A 16,111-nucleotide genomic window follows, 5' to 3' on the forward strand; every position below is an offset into this window, starting at 1 on the left:
TAAAACCCTTACGGGGCAATGATCGTCATGTGTAAATAATTTTGCCTAGGTACTTAGCTTCTTGTACTTGTTGCGCGCGACTTTTTACCCGGCCAAGCTTTTCTGGTCGGAACCCCCTAAGCCGAGTTTTCAAGGCTTCGGCCGTGAGATCAGCCGAACGGTGCTGCGCCGTCCACTTGGTTTTCGAGACTGGCCTTTTAATTCTAACGTAAAGCCAACCTAGAACGGCGGGGTTTCAGACCCAAAATTTCCGATGAGTTTACCCTAAGAAAATATGCCAATTTCATTCAGAGTAGAACTAGCTTACCAATAATCGGCTATGAGTGAGCGCGGTTTTTTCTGGATTTATCACCGGGGTTAGTGTAGTTCAAACTGGTATTACTTACCCAAGTTTTGGTTATCTGGTCAATAAAATACCGAAATATGCAAGAAAACGCAACCGCCGAGAATGTTTATAAGTTTTCTAGTACCTTATCTCCTTCCGATCCAAGCTATGTGGATAGAAGGGCTGATCTGGAATTGTACCAAGCTCTGATGAACAGTCAGTATTGTTATATTTTCAATTCTCGCAAAATGGGCAAGTCGAGTTTGACGGTACGCATCCAAACTCAAATTGAAGCCCAAGGAGTTGCCTGTTCCCGTATAGACTTAAATGAATTGGGGACATCAGTAGATCAATCTAGCTGGTATCATTCCTTAATTCTTGAAATTGCCGAACAATTAAACCTAAACATGACGGATTTAGAATCTTGGATCGCCAGTCAATCTGTTTCTAATGTTGGGTTACTTAGACAATTTATTAAAGAAATTTTATTGAGAAAAATTTCAACCAGCATTGTTATTTTTATTGATGAAATTGATGTGGTTAGAAAACTACCTTTTGCTACTGATGACTTTTTTGCTTACCTTAGGTCTTGTCATGAAAAGCGAGTTATTAATTCAGATTTTAATCGTATTTCATTTGTTTTAATTGGCACGGCTACCCCCAATCAATTAATTCAGGATAGTCAAAGAACTCCTTTCAATATTGGTAAAGCAATTGAATTAAATGGACTGTCGTTAGAAGATAACTGTCAACCCTTGATGCAGGGACTAGAAGGGTTGGGTGTGTCCCCTCAAGAAATTCTACAAGAAATTTTTAGCTGGACTAATGGTCAACCTTTTCTCACTCAAAAATTGTGTTATTTAATGGCCAAGTTTAAAGTTCAAATACCTCGGTCTCTCTTATCAGCTTGGATGCGAGATTTTGTTTATAAACACATTATTGATAACTGGGAAAAAAAAGATGAACCTGCTTTTTTATCAAGTATAAGAGAGCGACTTATTTATCATCCTGACCAAGGGTATTTACTAAGGGTTTATGCCAACCTTTTAAAAGGTAAATTGGTGAAAGCGAGTAACACACCAGAACATGATGAATTATTGCTATCTGGATTAGTTATCGTCGATAATCAGGGCTATCTTAGAGTGGCTAATGCTATTTATCAGGCAATTTTTAATCAAAAATGTTTATATAATGTATTAGCAGCTAGTCGTCCTTATCAATCGGAAATTGCTAAGTGGGAAGACTCAAATTTTACCGATACAAATTGTTTACTGACAGGTAAAAAGTTAGAGGAATCTAAAAAATGGCAAGAAGATAAAGAATTAGATAGTATCGATTATCGTTTTTTAGCAGCCTCTGAAAGCATTACTCGTCAAAAACAATCTCGTTTATTTATGTTAGCAGCGGGAATATTTACTAGCATTGTTACAGGTTTACTTGGGTTGGGATTCTACCATTCATGGCTGTTACCTTACTTTTATAAAATTCCCTATACTAAGGAGCCTGAACTATTTAGCCAAGGCGAAAAAAAGCTACTTATTAAACAGGAAAACTTTTATAAAGATCGGGGTATTTTGGCTTTTAAAAATGCTAATTATTTGGAAGCTAAACAGTTATTCAAAAAAGCCTATTTTGCTCATCCTGAAGATGCAGAAACCTTGATTTATTATAATAATGCTATCGCTTATTTAAGTAATAATTATGTGACTTTGGCGGTGGTTATTCCTAGTGGCAAAAAAAATGAAATTTCCCAAGAAATCCTTAAAGGGATTGCTCAAGCACAATATTTATTTAATAGCCAATTACCGACCAGTGCGAATAATTTATTTTTAAACATCGTTATTGCCAATGATAATAATGATGAAAAAGTTGCTAAGATAGTCGCCAAGGAAATCGTTAAAGACCCCAAAGTTATTGGAGTAATTGGACATTATTCTAGTGAAGCCACCTTAGCAGCTTTACCTATCTATGAAAGAGCCAAAATTACTTTAATTTCTTCTACAAGTTCCTCGAATGTAATTGAGAGTGAATACTTTTTTAGAACCGTTATCACCAATGAAAAAATTGGTGAAACTTTAGCTAATTATGCCAGCCAACATGATCTAGATAAGGTAATTGTTTTTAATAATTCTAACCAGATTGATAGCCAAGAACTTACTCAAGAGTTTCATCAAGCTTTCCAAAAAAAAGGCGGTAAAATCACTAAAGTAATTGATTTATCATCTTCCCTAGATATTGACGCAGAAGTTTTAAAAGCATTTTCCCAAGATCAAGTTAGAGGAATTGTCTTATTTCCCAGTTTGGAATCAGCTTCTGTGGTAGTAGAATTATCCCATACTCTTGAACAGTTGAATACCAGCACCACTTTAGAACTGAAAAATAAGCTAGTTCTTTTAGGGAGTCATTCCATGTATGAACATGAAATGTTGGTTGATAGCGGTAAATTTATTGATAATTTAGTTTTGGCTGTGCCTTGGTTTTCCCATCTAATTAAGTCCCAAAATTTTGTCAGAGATGCTCAAGCTTTATGGAAAGAAGATATTAGTTGGCGAACCGCTACCAGTTATGATGCAGCCCAATCATTTATAGCTGCTATTAGAGCCTTGCAATCCCAGAATAAAATTTCTTCAGAGTTGATACAAGAACATTTAGAAAACCTCAATCTTTCGGCCAGTTTGACCTCAGGCAATTCTCTCAGGTTTGTAGATAATGAATCCGAATCTAATCGAGAACCAATTACTGTCAGGGTTAAGAGTAAGTTAGAAGCAAAACTTGAAAACTCAATTCAGTTTCAATTGGAATCTCAACGAGACTAATCAAGCAAGTCGTCAAAATATACTTGATACAAATTGCAACGAACCTCTAGGTTATCATAACTTTTGTGGATCAGTCCCAATCGTTCCAAAAATTGGACAGATTCTCCTTTCATTTGAGCCGGAGTCAGAGCTTTTTTCTGAAGAATTTGCCTAAAAATATTCCGTAGGTTAGCATTACTTTTCAGATATCTCATCAGTAGGAAAAAATGACTTTGAAATGGCTCTCGTCCCTGCAAGGCATCATCTAGAACCTTTTCTAGAGACTTCCCTTCTTGCAATTTTACCAAGATTAACTTAATTAAATAAGGATTACCTCCCACTAAGTTCATGACCTTATGAACATCTGATAACGTCCAATTAATGCCATTAACTTGAGCGAAAGTGAGAACTTGTTCCGCATTAAAATCCGATAAACTAGCCACATAACCTACACCAATTAAGGGAGAGGCATAAAAATCGTAGTTGCTATAAAATTCCGTTGAATGAATAATAATTAAGCGCAGTTTCCGCCAAGGTTGGGAACGTCTTTCATGCCAACTTCTGAGAATACCACAAATTTCATTACCGATTGTTTCAGTTTCCAAAATTGTATCAAATTTTTCAAAGACAAAAACCAGAGGATTAGCGCTGGGTTGGAGAACATATTCTTCTAAATATCGTCGAGTTTTGTGGGCAGGAGTTCCGGGACGAGACCAAAATTTATCGAGAAGAGATTCGTTAATCTTTAATTCTTGGGTAATGGTACGACAAATCGACAGCAGCAAGTCTTCACAACTAAGGGCAATAGTAGCTTTTTCCTCCTCACAATCAATGATAACTGGTTGATAATTATCTTGTTTGAGATGATGGACTAACCAATTAACTAAACGGGTTTTGCCACTATTATGAGGTGCGCGAATTCTTAGCAACGATTGTTCTTGCTGAAGAACTTTGAGACAATTTTCCTCCAGAGGTGGACGTTTCACATAATCCTTAATATATGTCTGATAATCCTGTTGTTTTTCCTCATCTAAAGAGGAGAGAATAGCAGCAATTGCGGGAGATTGATGTTTACTTTTGTTTGCCCACTCTTGATCAAAGCTCCTTAGGTTAGTTAAAATATCATGACCCCGTTGCCAAAAAGTAATTTGAAAAGTACGAATTTTTCCTTGATTATTGAGACGATGATCTTCCAAAATACCTAAAAACTTTTCGTTAAGATATTCCGTCAAAGCATCCCGAATTTGCCATGACTCCAGCTTTTGACCACATTTTTCTGTCAGCATTTCTAAAGCATTAAGTTCGGCTTGAATTTTCAATTTTTTCTCATTAATCCAGCTAAATTTAATAGCCAGATTTTCACAATTATCCACCTCGTAGTTAGCAAACTTTAACAGAGCATTAAGTAGATATTTGGTTCTTTGCCTGGGAATATCCCCATAAGTAACTTTTCTAGACATTTGTTTATTCTCAATTAGTGTGAATATTTTCTCAATAAGTCCAATTTAACGAGGTACTCTAGACAACCTTGACCACATCTCTCAAAAAAATTTTCCGCAAAACCCCGAAGTTCCCCAAGGTTTTTCTCCACCCCCAAGTTACTCACACTCCAGTCTGGGATAGCAATTGAGGGCAAGAAAAATTAGCCTTTGACTGTGGGTGTACCCACAATGCCATAATCAACCACAACAAAGTTCAGATTTTCTTAAATAGTCTTTTTCCCCTTGCTATGGCAGCACTTTGACCGATATCTGTCTGGCTATTTTGTGCCGAATTAGACAACTCTACTGGATGACCGACTATGACTAAAATTGCTGATATTGCCTACGTTACCTATCAACATCCGGATTTAGACCTGTGCGAACGTTTTTTGAGGGATTTTGGCCTGATTACCGCAGTTAAAACCGATACAGCCTTGTATATGCGAGCTAGAGGCAAAAAACAGTTTGTCTATGTCGTAGAATGGGGAAAAGAAGCTAAATTTGTCAGTTTTGCCCTAGAAGCGACATCAGAATCCGTCTTACATGAACTAGCCACTTTAGCCTCCGCTTCGACCGTGGAAACCCTGTTCACCCCCGGCGGTGGTCAGCGCATCAAAATTATTGACCCCAACGGTTTTAACCTAGAATTGGTCTATGGTATCGAGGAAGTGGAACCTTTGCCGATTCCTGAACCCCTAGAATGGAATCACGCTAGTCGGAAAACCCGTTTAGGTCGCACCCAAAGGCCGAAAAAAGAACCCGCACCTATTTTACGTCTAGGTCATCTAGCTATTGATGTCAAAGACTTTGAGGAAAGCTATCACTGGTATCAGCAGACTTTTGGCTTAAAAGCAACAGATTTAATTTATTACGGCCATCCCAGTTTACGAGTCGGGGGTTTTCTTCGTTGTCAACGGGGAGAGGAATGGGTTGATCATCACACCATCGCCATGTTGCAAGGTTCTCACCCCAAAGTCCATCATACTGCCTTCGAGGTGCAAGATTTTGACTCTATTAAAATCGGCCACGATTGGTTACGAGAAAAAGGATGGACTCCTGTGTGGGGTATTGGTCGCCATTTGTTGGGAAGTCAAGTGTTTGACTATTGGCAAGATCCTTTCGGTAGCCTCATTGAACATTTTACCGATGGGGATCTTTTCGAGCAAACCACCGAGCCAGAACTTCATGCGGGTGGGTTAGATATTCTCTATCAATGGGGACCGGCGATTCCCGAAAGTTTTTTAGGTTAAACCGTTGAAAACGTCTCATAAAAGGGTTTAGATGATGAATATTGCTGAAATATTTCAAAAAAGACGCTCTACTCGTAAATTTCGCACCGATGCCATTCCCGAAGAAATTTTAGCCGAAATTTTTCGTTTAGGATTCCAAGCTCCCTCTAGTTATAATTTGCAACCATGGCGATTTATAGTGGTTAGAGAACCAGAAAATAAGGCAAAATTGCGAGAATTCGGCTTTGAACAAGATAAATTGGTCGATGCACCCGTGGTTTTAATCTGTTGTGGCGATCGCCAAGTTAACCATCGTGGTTACATTAATCAAGTAATTGAGTTAGGAAAACAAGAGGGGACGATTTCCGAAAAACGGGCCAAGTTCATGCACATGGCCATTCCGCCTTTTTTCCAATTTAAACCCTGTTATCAGTCTCCAGAAGCTTGGAGCAACCGACAAGTTATGATTGCGGTTACTTATCTCATGATAGCGGCGCAAAGCTTGGGGGTGGATAGTTGTCCCCTAGAAGGATTTGTGGCTGAACCCTTGCGCGAGTATTTCCAAATTCCCGATACGGTCGATGTCTGTTGTCTCTTAGCCTTGGGATACGCTGATGAACCCTTGAGCGAGTATGGGGGACGTTTTGGGACTCAGAAGCTCTGCTATGGCGAAATTTACGGAGAAACCTTTAATTTAAGCCCAAATCACCCCTAGAGTGACCGTCGCCCCCCGTCACCAGAAACTTGTCCCGGTGCGAGAGGATTAAATCTTTGTATTCGATTCCATTTAAGGAGTAAAAAAATGGCTCTTTGTTTAGATACTAAGCTTAATTTGTCAGAAATAAGCAGTTTAGTCGATATTATTCGTTATCGCGCCCAATATCAACCCCAAAAAACTGCTTATACCTTTTTAGTCGATGGCGAAACCGAAGAAAAACGCCTTACCTACGGGGAATTATTTCTAGAAGCGCAAGCGATTGCCAATAGTCTCCAATCCATCCTATTACCGGGGGAACGAGTTTTATTAGCATACCCTTCGGGATTAGAGTTTATTACTGGGTTTTTCGGCTGTTTATTAGCAGGAGTAGTGGCAATTCCAGTTAATTTGCCCAAGAAAAACCAAAAGATGGCTCGCTTAACTTCTATTCTTAACAATTCGCAAGCAAGCTTACTTTTAAGCACACAATCGGAATTAGACCAATTAAAAAGGCAACTAGACAGAGACATTCCCTTTCTAGCTACGGATAGCTTAATCGGCAAAAGTTTAGCCGAAGACCACCCCACTCAGATAAAACCAGAGACCTTAGCCTTTTTACAATACACCTCTGGTTCCACGGGGACTCCCAAAGGAGTGATGGTCAATCACGAGAATCTTTTGAATAACCTCCGAGATATTGCTTCTGGAATATTAGATTTAGACGGGGAACAGGATGAAAAGAGCGTTATGGTGACATGGTTGCCAACTTTTCATGATATGGGGCTAATTTATGGTATTTTACTGCCTTTTTATCGAGGATTTCCCTGTTATCTCATGTCTCCGGTTTCCTTTTTACAACGTCCTTTCGGTTGGTTAAATGCCATCAGCAAATACAGAGCCACCCACACTGCCGCCCCTAATTTTGCCTATAAACGTTGTCTTGACAAGATTAAAGAGGAGCAGCTGACGGATTTAGACTTAAGCAGTTGGAAAGTGGCTATAAATGGCGCAGAAACCGTCAGAATAGAAATTTTAAGCGAATTTGCTCGTAAATTTGCCCCCTGTGGTTTTGAGTTTGCCGCTTTTTGTCCGGGTTATGGTTTAGCCGAGGCCACCTTAAAAGTTGCTGCTGTCAGGAAAAATCAAGTTCCTCAAATCTGCTGGGTTGAAAAAGCCGCGTTAAACCGTCATCAAATCGTTTTTACGGAAAAAAGCCCAAATTCTCAATCCTTAGTCAGTTGTGGACAAACAGAAATCGACACAGAAATTGCCATTGTTAATCCTGAAACCTGTCAACGCTGTCCCTCCCAGCAGGTGGGAGAAATTTGGGTGAAAGGCAAAACCGTTGCCCAGGGCTATTGGCAACATCCCGAAGCTACAGAAAAAACTTTTCAAGCAGTTATCGCCGATACTGGACAGGGTTTTTATTTGCGTACAGGGGATTTAGGTTTTATTCATCAGGGTCAACTATACATCACCGGACGCTTGAAAGACCTGATGATTATTCGCGGTGGTAACTACTATCCCCAGGATATCGAACAGACCGTAGAACAATGCTATCCCGACTTTTGCCCCAGTGGAACTGCCGCCTTTACCGTAGAAATCGAGGCAGAAGAAAAGTTAGTCCTGGTTCAAGAGGTGGAAAGAACGGCAATTCGCCGTTTTAACCAGCAAAAAGCCCTAGAAGCAGTTCGTCGAGCGGTTTTTCAAGAACACGAATTGCAAGTTTATGATATCGCTTTTATCAAACCCGCATCTCTGTCCAAAACTTCTAGCGGCAAAATTCAACGCCACGCTTGCCGTCAACAGTATTTAAACCAGCAACTTCCACTAATTTCATCTCCTATGCCGACGCTAACCCCCCCCCTCAGCAGTCACCAAGCTGACCCCACAACCGCTAGTCAAGAAAAAACCGAGCAAATCTTGACTTGGTTGCGAGATTACGCCAAAACTCGCATTAATTCCCATCTGATTGATGACCGTCGTTGTGTGCCGCCCTATATTGTCATGGATTTTGGCAATCAAGGACTGATGGGAATGCAGATTCCCGAAGAATACGGGGGAATAGCCCTTAATAATCGCAATTTTTTGCAGGTGATGGAACAATTAGCCGCCATTGATTTAACCTTGGCGACGATGGTCAGTCTCAATAACAGCTTAGGTATCCGTCCGCTGCTCAACTACGGGACTATTTCCCTCAAGCAAGAATTATTACCTCTTTTAGCGACAGGAAGACAATTATCCTCCTTTGGCATGACGGAACCGGAAGCAGGAGCGAATATCGGGGCAATTAGTACCGTTGCAGTGCCGGATGGTCGAGATAAATGGCGAATTCGCGGCCTTAAGCGTTGGAATGGTTCTGCTTGGGCCGGAATGATTAATGTTTTTGTCCGTTTGCTTGATTCGGAAGAACCGGGGAATAACGGTTTGACAGGTTTTCTTGTCCGTCAAGGCACCCCCGGTCTGCGTTTGGGACCTGAATCCCTAACTATGGGATTACGGGGAATTATGCAAAATGCCATCTATTTTGAGGATGTTTTAGTCACTAAAGAGCAATTGCTGGGAGAATTGGGCAATGGCACTGAACCCGCCGACGATGCTTTACTTTATGCCCGTTTAGGTATTGGCATGATGGGAGTTGGCGGCATGAAACGCTGTTTACAATTAATGTTACGTTATGCCAGCCGTCGTTCGATCGCTACAGGTAAATTGCTAGAAAGTCCGATTACTTTAGCCCGTTTTGACCATTTAACTGGGGCTACGGTGGCCTTGTCCAGTCTCTTAAAGTGTATTACCACCGCCTTAGACCAAAAAGTTGCCGTTCCCAGGGAAATGGCCGTTATTGCCAAGATTACGGGGGCTGATTACCTCTGGGAAGCGGCCGATAGTCTCGTTCAGATGCTCGGGGGTAGAGGTTACATGGAAACTAATCTTGCCCCGCAAATTCTCCGGGATGCCAGAGTTTTACGAATTGGCGAAGGTCCTAACGAAAGTTTGAAAATCTTTTTGGGCAAAAGTATCACCCATACGGACAAATTAGGCGAATTTCTGACAAAAGTTCTGGAAGCGCCCGAGATTGCCCTGCAACTCCACAGCACTGCCCAATCTATTAATCAGCGTTGTCTCCAGTCTAATCTCTGGGGTGATCGTTCTGCCGCCTTAGCTTGGGCCTATTCTTTAATCGGAGAATTGGGTTGTTACGCCGCTTTAGTAGCAACAACGGCGAAAATGTCCCAAATTCACCCCGGGGAAAAGTACAGTCATGCCCTAGCTTGGAGTCAATTGCAGTTTGATTTATCTGTGCAGAAAGCTCTCCGGGGAACACCCGAAGAAAACTTTGCTTCTTCGGTGGCAACTATCCGCGATCGTATCCTCGATTATACTCAATCTATTGATGATATCGAACAACGTCTAGAGGGTTCCGATTATCAACTCGACGAGTTATTGACGTTGGAACCAGAAGCTAAACAGACTCATCCTCAAGCTGAAACTTCTCTGGTCGAAATTGCTAGTCAACCGCGGCAAGACCGAGTAAATAGCCCCTCTAGTCCGAAAAAGTCCCTTCTTAGCCAACAAACTCCCGAAAAGGTGGAAATGTGGTTAAGTAATTGGTTACACCAGAAATTAAAGGTCAATCCAGCCACTATCCAAACCAGCCAGTCTTTTGCTGATTTTGGCTTAGATTCAATTTTTGCCGTGGAATTAGCCCAAGATCTGGCCGATTGGTCGGGAATCCCCGTCGAAGCCACCATTGTTTGGAATTATCCCACTATTGATAGTTTGGCAGAATATTTAGCTAACCAGATTAATCAAAGCAATACTGGGGCTGAATCGGCAAATAATCGAGAAAAAAGCGAAATTTTAGCAGTTTTACCCCAAATATCCGAAGAAGAAATCTCTGCCTTCTTTAGTTAATCGCTGGTGGGGATAGGATAGCTAATTTCCCTTGACCTATCCCCCACCTCGGAGTCACGGGGACAATTGTGACTATGCCACTAAATTTTCCCATCCCGACAGTATCAAGGTTTTTCCTGCTTATCCGTGACTTTTTCCCAAGCATAACCTGAGATGAAAGTGACGTGACATAACAAGACAAGAGTTGTTAGGAAGATGAATCAACAAAAACAAGCTTTTTTAGAACAATACAAACACCTCGATGCAATGGTCAAAGCGCAAACCGAACCCATCGCTATTGTGGGTATGGGCTGTCGTTTTCCCGCAGGAGTCAATGATTCCGCAAGTTATTGGCAGTTATTGGTTAATGGCATCGATGCAGTAACAGAAATTCCCCTAGAACGTTGGAATATTGCCGATTATTATCACCAAGATGCCGATGTTCCGGGGAAAATGTATAGTCGGGAAGGGGCATTTTTAGACAAAGTTGACGAATTTGACCCAGCTTTCTTCGGCATCTCACCCCGGGAAGCCGCCGCCATGGATCCGCAACAACGGTTACTGTTAGAAGTCTGTTGGGAATCCCTAGAAAATGCGGCTATTGCGCCAGAAAGTTTGATTAATAGTCAAACTGGCGTATTTATGGGCATTTGTCGCGATGATTATGCCCAATTGTGTTTTCATCAAGGCGTAGTCAATCACATTGATGCTTACAACAGTTTAGGAAACAGTCGCGCTATTGCCGTCGGCAGAATCTCTTATCTATTTGGGTTTCACGGTCCGACTCTGCAAATTGATACGGCCTGTTCCTCCTCCCTCTTGGCAGTACATTTGGCCTGTCAAAGTCTGCGCGGCCAAGAATGTAATCTCGCTTTAGCGGGGGGTGTGAATCTGATGTTAACCCCGGCCACTGCGATTAGTAATTGTAAATTAAAAGCCGTTTCTCCCCAGGGTCGCAGTAAAACCTTTGATGCTTCGGCCGATGGTTATGGTCGGGGCGAAGGTTGCGGTGTCGTGGTCTTAAAACGTCTCAGTGATGCTCTCCGAGATGGCAATCTTATTTTCGCCCAAATTCGCGGTTCGGCTGTCAATCACGATGGAAAAAGTAATGGCTTAACCGCCCCCAATGGTCAGGCACAGGAAGCTTTACTCAGACAAGCCCTCGAAAGAGCGAAAATTCAACCTAAAGATCTGCAATACGTCGAAGTTCACGGTACAGGTTCATCTTTAGGAGATCCCATCGAGGTTTTATCCTTAGGGAAAATTTATGGCCGGGGTCATAGCCAAGATAATCCCCTGATTTTGGGAACCGGGAAAACTAATATGGGGCATCTGGAAGGAGCTGCGGGGATTGCGGCGTTAATTAAGACAGTTTTACAGCTACAAAATCAGCAAATCACCCCTAATCTTCATTTTAAGAACCCTAATCCCTATATTCCCTGGGAAAAACTGCCAGTCAAAATCCCCACCACTCTTACCCCCTGGTTGGTCAGAGAAGGAGTCCGACGGGCTGGAGTGAGCGCTTTCGGGATGAGTGGCACTAACGTCCATTTAATCGTTGAGGAAAGCAATTTTGAGCGGCTTGGTGACGAAAAACCTCATTTAGAACGTCCTTGTCATTTAATTACCCTTTCGGCGAAAAGTGAGCCGGCCTTACGCGAATTAGCTCAACGCTACTACGATTTTTTCGGTCAAAATTCCCAGACGGTCATGGCAAATGTGGCCTATACCGCTAATACTGGGCGATCGCATTTTGAGCATCGTTTAGCTATTCCCTTTCTGGCTCAAAAACAGCTTGAGCAAGCTTTAAAAGACTTTATTAGGGGTGAAAATCGCTTTTCAGGTCAAAAAAGTCTTTTAACCTCGAAAAAAGCCCCTAAACTGGCTTTTATGTGTACGGGAGAGGGTTCACAATATCCCGGAATGGCTAGGGAACTCTACGAAACGCAACCGACTTTTCGCCAAACTTTAGAGAAATGTGACGAAATTTTACGGAGCCATGGGGTGAAATCCTTACTGCAAGTGTTATATGGGGACGAAAAAACCAGTCAGTTGATTAATCAGACTTTTTACAGTCAAATTACCCTATTTTCTCTGGAATATGCCCTCGCCCAACTCTGGTTATCTTGGGGAGTGAAACCCGATGCTCTCATCGGTCATAGTTTAGGGGAATATGTGGCCGCTTGTTTAGCGGGAGTCTTTAGCTTAGAAGACGGTTTGAAGTTAATTGCCCATCGGGGACGCTTAATGCAGACATTACCGAAAAACGGCATAATGGCGGCAATTTTTACCGATTCCGACAGCGTGACCAATCATCTCAGGAAGATTAGGGGCATCTGTACCATTGCTGCGGTCAATAGTCGAGAAAATACGGTCATTTCTGGTGAAACTGAGGCTATTAACCATTTAATCGCTAACTTTAATCAGAGAGGCATTGAAAGTCAGACTTTAGCGGTTTCCCATGCTTTCCATTCTCCCTTAATGACGGGTATGGTGGGGGAATTTGCCAAGATTGCCGAAACTATCACCTATAATTCCCCGCGTCTCCCCCTTATTTCTAACCTGACTGGGGATGTTATCGATGCAGAGATAGCAACTTCCCAATATTGGGTTAATCATCTACTGTCTCCCGTAGAGTTTGCCCGGGGTATAGAAAGATTAGGAGAGTTAAATACGGAAATATTCCTAGAAATTGGCGCCAAAACCACCTTAATTAGCCTAGGTCAGCAAAATCTCCCCGACCAAGGTCTCTGGTTAGCTAGTTTATCCCCAAAACAGTCGAATTGGGAAACCCTACTCCAAAGTTTAGCAACCCTTTATGTAAAAGGGGTCAAAATTGACTGGAATGGATTCGACCTGGATTATTTACGCGAAAAAATCACCTTACCTACCTATCCCTTCCAAAGAAAACGCTATTGGTTAGATTACATTGATTCTCAGCTAAAAACCCCGACAGTGGCGGCAGCTTTCCACCCTCTCCTACAGCAACCGCTGCATCTATTGGGGTCAAAGGATGTTCACTATCAATCCTCTCTTTCTCCCTGCTATCCCAGCTATCTGCAAGAACATCAAGTTTTTGGCCAGGTAGTTTTCCCAGCCGCAGCCTATCTAGAGATGATTATAGTGGCAGCTGGTCAACAATATCCCAATCAGCAGTTTACTATTGGTCAATTGAGTCTGAATCGACCCTTAATTTTCTCAGACAACCAGAGTAAAAAGGTACAGTTAAGCTTACTAGCGGGGGGACAATTTCAGATTCTCAGTCTTGGGGAAGAGGAAGTTTCCCTACTGCATCTATCCGGTAATTTAACCAATGAAAACCAGGACTTACCCAGCTGCAATTGGACAGATATCCGGAACCGTTGTCACCAAAAAATCGAAATTGCACAGCATTATCAGGACTGTTTAAGTAAAGGAGTGAACTATGGGGAAAGTTTTCGAGTTATCCAGGAACTTTACCGCAATCAGTCCGAAATTGTCGCAAAAATTCAACTTTCTTCCCATCTACTCTCGCAAGCGGTGGATTACCAGCTACATCCTGTCTTACTTGATGGTTGCTTTCACGCTATGTCGGCACTATTTCCCGCAGGGAATAGCACCTATCTTCCCACTAATATTGACCGATTGACCTTTTCGGGAGTTAAGGACACCTCTATATACTGTCATGGTCGCTTCAGCCATAGCAATTTGCAAAACGGCATCTTAATCGCTGATTTGACTATTTTCAGCGAATCGGGTCAATTAATTAGCCAAATTGACGGATTAACTTTTCAACAGGTCCGGCCAGAAACCCTCTTTTCCCAGACCAACGACCTCAAGGATAGTTTATACGAAATTACTTGGCAAGCCACGGACTTGACGGGAATGGATTGGATAGAAACAGGAGATTGGTTAATTTTTGCTGACAAAAAGGGAGTAGGGCAACAATTAGCCGAAAAATTGGCGCAACAAGGGCATAGATGCCAACTTATCACCGAAAACAATCGCCAGACTTGGCAATATTTCCTCAAAAAACCCTATCAAGGTCTAATTTATCTCTGGGGAATCGATGACGACCAAGCTTTAGAAAATAATCAAAACCTAGCCGTCACTCAGGAGCGAATTTGTGGAACTTTGCTGGAAATAGTGCAAGAACTAGGCAAAATAGAGGTTAATTACTCTCCTCGCCTCTATATTGTCACCCAATCGGCTCAATACATTCCTTCTCAGCCCACAGTGATTGCCCTTGCCCAAAGTTCCCTCTGGGGATTAGGACGGACTATTGCCCTAGAATACCCAGAATTGCGCTGTCTGTGTCTAGATGGAGATAAATTTCAGGATAGCCACACCTTAGCCCTAGAGGTGTTCCAATCTTTACAAAGTTCGGAGGAGGAAAATCAAATCGTTTGGCGGCAAGGCCAGAGCTATGTGGCTCGTTTAGGGCGGTTTATCCCGAAATCGTCGCTAAAAAACCGAGAAATTGCCGAAAATGCCACCTATCTTATTACTGGTGGTCTAGGGGCCTTAGGGCAGCAAGTGGCTAATTGGTTAAGGAAAAAAGGAGCAAAATCCCTCGTCTTACTGAGTCGCCGGGGAATAACTCCAGAAACCCAACCAATTATAGACCAATGGCGACAAGAGGGAACCAATGTAGAAGTTTTTGCCGCCGACGTTAGCGACTTTGGCCAAATGCGTCGGGCTTTTGAGATAATCGAGCAACAGTTACCCCCTTTAAAAGGCATTATTCACACGGCCGGGGTGTTAGAGGATGCCAGCTTATCCAAACAGACTTGGGAGAAATTTGAGCGCGTCTTTTCCCCCAAAATACTCGGAGCTTGGAATTTGCATCTCCTCAGTCAAGAAGTTGATTTAGACTGGTTTATTAATTTTTCCTCGATGGCCTCGGTGTTAGGGTCTTCTGGACAGAGTAATTATGCTAGTGCTAATGCCTTTTTAGATAGTCTAGCTCATTATCGTCAAGCGCAAGGACTGCCGGCCCTGACCATTAATTGGGGTCCCTGGGCAGAGGGTGGTATGGCCGAAAATTTAGGCGAAAAAGCGAAAAAAAGGCTAATTAAACAGGGTTTTACCCCTCTTGATCCCCAAAAATGTTTGCATCTCCTCGAAACATTGCTGACGACTTCTCGGACACAGGTAACTGTCGCTTCTCTCAATTGGAATAGCTTTTTTAACAGTTTCGAGAATCAAAAAATTCCGCCTTTATTACGAGATTTCCAAAGTTTTTCAGCCCCAAAATTAACCCCAGACAATAATTTTATTGATGTCTTAAGGACAGTACCAATTGAGGAGCGTTTTGCGGCTTTGACTGCTCATGTTCAAGGGATTGTAGCGGAAATTCTCGCTATTCCGGCTAGAGAATTTACCCAAGTTGACCAAGGTTTTTTTGAGTTGGGAATGGGTTCTTTAATGACGGTGGAATTACGCAATCGTTTAGCCAACGATTTAGGTAAATCTCTGGCGGCAACTATCACTTTTAAATACCCAACAGTGACCAGTTTGGTCGATTATCTGGTAGCTGAAGTTATTGACCTTGACTTTAGTTTAAAACCCTTAGCAATAGGAGCAAATCAAGATAGCAATCTTGATCCCCTCAACGAAGAAGATTTATCCCTAGAAGAATTGTCCGATTTACTGCTACAGGAGTTAAATTCCTTAAGTTAGAAAAGCAGACCTCAAACCCTATCTAAATA

Annotated in this window: 6 protein-coding genes; 5 read left to right on the forward strand and 1 reads right to left on the reverse strand. The window is 42.1% G+C overall.

All coding sequences use genetic code 11. The annotated features are described in order from the left end of the window. Positions 1-423: 423 nt before the first annotated feature. Positions 424-3,141, forward strand: a complete 2,718-nt coding sequence (locus VL20_RS21555) for an AAA-like domain-containing protein (protein WP_052277741.1) — start codon at positions 424-426, stop codon at positions 3,139-3,141. Here VL20_RS21555 and VL20_RS21560 read toward each other — a convergent pair. Then, complete coding sequence (locus VL20_RS21560) at positions 3,138-4,580, reverse strand: AAA-like domain-containing protein (RefSeq protein WP_052277742.1); 1,443 nt, start codon at positions 4,578-4,580, stop codon at positions 3,138-3,140. The two genes, VL20_RS21555 and VL20_RS21560, sit on opposite strands and share 4 nt — an antisense overlap. 341 nt (positions 4,581-4,921) lie before the next feature. Between VL20_RS21560 and VL20_RS21565 the strand changes: the two genes are divergently transcribed. The 4 genes from VL20_RS21565 (at position 4,922) to VL20_RS21580 (ending at position 16,082) form a co-directional block, all read left to right on the forward strand. After that, positions 4,922-5,851 (forward strand): VOC family protein, encoded by a 930-nt coding sequence (locus VL20_RS21565; protein WP_002741315.1) that lies wholly within the window; start codon positions 4,922-4,924, stop codon positions 5,849-5,851. Between the two features lie 31 nt (positions 5,852-5,882). Continuing rightward, positions 5,883-6,545, forward strand: a complete 663-nt coding sequence (locus VL20_RS21570) for a nitroreductase family protein (protein WP_052277743.1) — start codon at positions 5,883-5,885, stop codon at positions 6,543-6,545. An 87-nt stretch (positions 6,546-6,632) separates the two neighbouring features. Continuing rightward, positions 6,633-10,442, forward strand: a complete 3,810-nt coding sequence (locus tag VL20_RS21575) for an AMP-binding protein (protein ID WP_052277744.1) — start codon at positions 6,633-6,635, stop codon at positions 10,440-10,442. A gap of 195 nt (positions 10,443-10,637) precedes the next feature. Further along, entirely contained in the window at positions 10,638-16,082 is a 5,445-nt protein-coding gene (locus VL20_RS21580) for a type I polyketide synthase (RefSeq protein WP_052277745.1), read from the forward strand. Positions 16,083-16,111: the final 29 nt, after the last annotated feature.

Source organism: Microcystis panniformis FACHB-1757 (assembly GCF_001264245.1).
Taxonomy (GTDB): Bacteria; Cyanobacteriota; Cyanobacteriia; order Cyanobacteriales; family Microcystaceae; genus Microcystis; species Microcystis panniformis.